The sequence below is a fragment of the Pseudomonas edaphica genome (genome assembly GCF_005863185.1).
GTDB lineage: Bacteria > Pseudomonadota > Gammaproteobacteria > Pseudomonadales > Pseudomonadaceae > Aquipseudomonas > Aquipseudomonas edaphica.
Window position 1 is genome coordinate 1 of sequence record NZ_VBVZ01000654.1, and the last position, 3,311, is coordinate 3,311.

General features: G+C 60.1%; 4 protein-coding genes. All 4 read right to left on the bottom strand.

Annotated features, from left to right (window positions below):
- Window positions 1-102: 102 nt before the first annotated feature.
- Window positions 103-672 carry a lipocalin family protein gene (locus tag FEM54_RS28365; protein ID WP_138453838.1) on the bottom strand — a complete coding sequence of 190 codons (570 nt, stop codon included), beginning with the start codon at window positions 670-672 and terminating at the stop codon, window positions 103-105.
- 30 nt (window positions 673-702) lie between these two features.
- Window positions 703-957 carry a hypothetical protein gene (locus FEM54_RS28370; RefSeq protein ID WP_017138621.1) on the bottom strand — a complete coding sequence of 85 codons (255 nt, stop codon included), beginning with the start codon at window positions 955-957 and terminating at the stop codon, window positions 703-705.
- 260 nt (window positions 958-1,217) lie between these two features.
- The gene (locus FEM54_RS28375) at window positions 1,218-2,228 is read right to left on the bottom strand and encodes a class 1 fructose-bisphosphatase (protein WP_003237460.1); all 1,011 of its coding nucleotides are present in this window, start codon (window positions 2,226-2,228) and stop codon (window positions 1,218-1,220) included.
- Window positions 2,229-2,324: 96 nt separating this feature from the next.
- Window positions 2,325-3,311, bottom strand: a 987-nt coding sequence (locus tag FEM54_RS28380; RefSeq protein ID WP_138453839.1) for a DUF3999 domain-containing protein, incomplete at its 5' end; no start/stop codon positions are given.

Here is a 3,311-nt window from a genome sequence, read left to right on the forward strand (position 1 = left end):
AACTGATACACCGAGGTGTCTGCATCGCAGGCAAGCCAGCTCCCACACAAGCCAGCTCCCAATTCAAGCCAGCTCCCACATTGGATTGAGGGTGACCTCAGGTTACTGCGAGGTCTTCGCCATCTGCTTGTCCGACGTGCGGAAGATCAGTCGCGTCGTGTCATACCCTTGCTGGCGCGCCCTGCTCAGCAGGTCTTCGCGGGTGTCGGCGCTCACCGTCGGTGTGCGCGACAAGATCCACATATAACGCCGGCTCGGGCTACCGACGATGGCGGTCTTGTAATCATCACTCACGTACAGCACCCAGTAATCGCCCTTGGCGACGCCTGGCAGCAGCGCGGTGAACCAGTTATGGAATTCCACCCAGAGCTTGTCGGTCTTGCCCGGCACTTGCGGCGTGGCCGTGCCCTTGGCTTCTTCCCACTTCCACTCTGTGGTCAGGCAGCGGTTAAACACCGACATATCGCCATCCGGCAGCAGAGTGTAGCGAGCCTCGGACTGCGCGCAGTTACGCTGGAAGTACATCGGCAATCGGGCCAACTCATACCAGGTGCCCTGGTAACGCTTGAGGTTGACGTTGCTCGCGGTCTTGGGTTGCAGATCATCGCCAGAATGGCTGGCGCAGCCCGCCAAAAACAGACTGGCGCAAAGAAACAAAACAAAACGCATCATTCTTCTTCTCCCGCAGGCTCGCGCCCCGGTTTACTTCAGGCCTTGCCCGGAAAACATCAGAACTTTGTCACCGGCGTACTGCACGCTGATAAAGCTGTTTTTATCGCCCCACGTGCAACTGGACATGCCCAGCGCACCGGAACAATCGGTCGGCTTACCCAGCAACGACTCCACCTCGGCCTTGGCCATGCCAGCCGACAGCTTCGCGTAGTTTTCTTGATTGACCTTGCTGCACGCGGCTAACAGCACACAAAAAGCCAGCAGGGAGAGACGGCGTAAAGACATGGAAAAGCTCCTGGAGAGACAAAGCAGCTGGGGTATCTGCCAGAAGCTTAGAAGGGAAAAGAGGTGTCTGGTTCCCGATGGGCAAAAACAAAAAAGCCCCGAAAACGCTGAAACGTTTCGGGGCTTCTTCTCATTCAAAACTTCAAGTCTTGAATGCTTCTGTGGCGAGGGAGCTTGCTCCCGTTCGGGTGCGCAGCGCCCGCAAGCTTTTTGGGGCCGCTTCGCAGCCCAACGGGAGCAAGCTCCCTCGCCACAGAGGTTTACTTCTTGTGATAAGCCGTCACACGCTCAACTTCTTCCTTCGAGCCCAGGAACACTGCCACACGCTGGTGCAGGCCTTCCGGCTGGATGTCGAGGATGCGCTGGTGGCCGTCAGTGGACGCGCCGCCTGCTTGCTCAACCAGGAACGACATCGGGTTGGCTTCGTACATCAAGCGCAGCTTGCCCGGTTTGGAAGGTTCTCGGCTGTCACGTGGGTACATGAACAGGCCACCACGGGTCAGGATGCGGTGCACGTCGGCAACCATCGCAGCGACCCAGCGCATGTTGAAGTTCTTCTTCAACGGGCCTTCTTCGCCGGCCATCAACTCGCCCACGTAGCGGGTCACAGGCTCTTCCCAGTGACGCTGGTTGGACATGTTGATCGCAAATTCCTGGGTGGAAGCAGGAATGGTGATGTCTTCGTGGGTCAGTACGAAGCTGCCCATTTCGCGGTCCAGGGTAAAGCCTTTGACGCCGTCGCCCAGGGTCAGCACCAGCATGGTCTGCGGGCCGTAGATGGCGTAACCGGCAGCAACCTGTTCGGTGCCTGGCTGCAGGAAGGCCTTTTCGTTCAGGGCTTCGTTCTGGCTCAGGTATTCGTTAGGGCAGCGCAGTACCGAGAAGATAGTGCCGACCGGTGCGTTGATGTCGATGTTGGACGAGCCGTCGAGTGGGTCGAACACCAGCAGGTACGCGCCTTTCGGGTATTTGCCCGGGATCTGGTAGGCATTGTCCATTTCTTCGGACGCCATGCCGGCCAGGTGGCCACCCCATTCGTTGGCTTCGAGCAGGATTTCGTTGGAAATCACGTCGAGCTTCTTCTGCACTTCGCCTTGGACGTTTTCAGTGCCCATGCTGCCCAGAACACCACCCAGTGCGCCTTTGGACACGGCGTGGCTGATTTCCTTGCAAGCACGCGCCACCACTTCGATAAGGAAGCGCAGATCGGCAGGCGTGTTGTTGCTGCGGGTCTGCTCGATCAAATAGCGACTCAGGGTAACGCGGGACATGGAAGGCTCCGGAAAATGGGGGGCTTAAAAACCCGCGCAGTTTAACGCGAGTCGAGGGTTATTTCCTCTAATCAGAGGATTTAACCCCAATAGAGTTCACGGCTTGGCCGCCGGTGCACGCAACAAACTGTAGGCCATCGCCCCTAGCGCCGCTACACCCAGCAGGAGCACGGCCCACAGGCCGAGTTTCTTCCAGTCGGTGCCCGCTTCGGGTGAAACGGCAATCACAGGCGATTTGACCCTCACGTCGCCTGTGACCGTGGCCTGCCCCAAGGTCTTGATACGCTCGGCGCTGTAGTCGGGAATCAGCGTCGACAGCGGCAAGTTAGCGGCCTTTACCGACGGGTTGCCCAACGCCAGGGTAAACGGCGGCTCGCCCCGCGCCAGGAACACCAACTGCGTGGCGCGCACAGCAAAACGCAATGCCGGCGCTTCCACGCCCAGGCCGCCGCCGCGCTCGTCCACCTGCAACTTAAGTTCGCCCACGGCCACGCCTGGCAATTGCAATTCATCCTGCACCACGTCCTGGCCGTTCTGGGCCAGGCGATACAACAAGCCATTGCTCAAAGGCTGCCAGGCTTGATTGGCTTCCCGCCGCCCCGCCAACGTCACGGGCACCAGCGTGTTGGGCTGCTTGAGCTCGACGCGCAATCGCTCCACATGCAGCCCCGTCGGCAACTGCCAGCTGTATTCACCCGCCTTGAGCCGCGTACCCGACAACGGCTGCGACCACACCAAGGGCATTGGCAGGCTGCTGCTGGTGGCGCTCACAAGCTTGGCCGAGGTCAGCGTCGGCGCGGCCTGGCCTTGCCACAGCAGGCGCAGGTAACGCGCCGATTGCCCCGGCAGGCTCACGTCATGTTGCTCAACCCGCTCATCGGCAAACGATAGGCGCGCCACCTGGCCATCGCCCCAGGGTTCCCAGTGCTGCAGGTCATCGCTGGCTTCAATGCTGAAACGCTGGAAGCCATCCTGTTCGCGACTCCAGTCCAGGCTCAGTTGCTGCAGCGGCGCCTTGATCGCGCTGGCGTCCAGTACCCAGCCACGCAGCACCTGTTTGCCGGCCTTGGACGGGCGCACTTC

What these genes read in the sequence shown, in the direction of transcription:
- FEM54_RS28365 (WP_138453838.1), bottom strand. Translation starts at nt 672, where the DNA reads ATGATGCGTTTTGTTTTGTTTCTTTGCGCCAGTCTGTTTTTGGCGGGC.
- FEM54_RS28375 (WP_003237460.1), bottom strand. Translation starts at nt 2,228, where the DNA reads ATGTCCCGCGTTACCCTGAGTCGCTATTTGATCGAGCAGACCCGCAGC.
- FEM54_RS28370 (WP_017138621.1), bottom strand. Translation starts at nt 957, where the DNA reads ATGTCTTTACGCCGTCTCTCCCTGCTGGCTTTTTGTGTGCTGTTAGCC.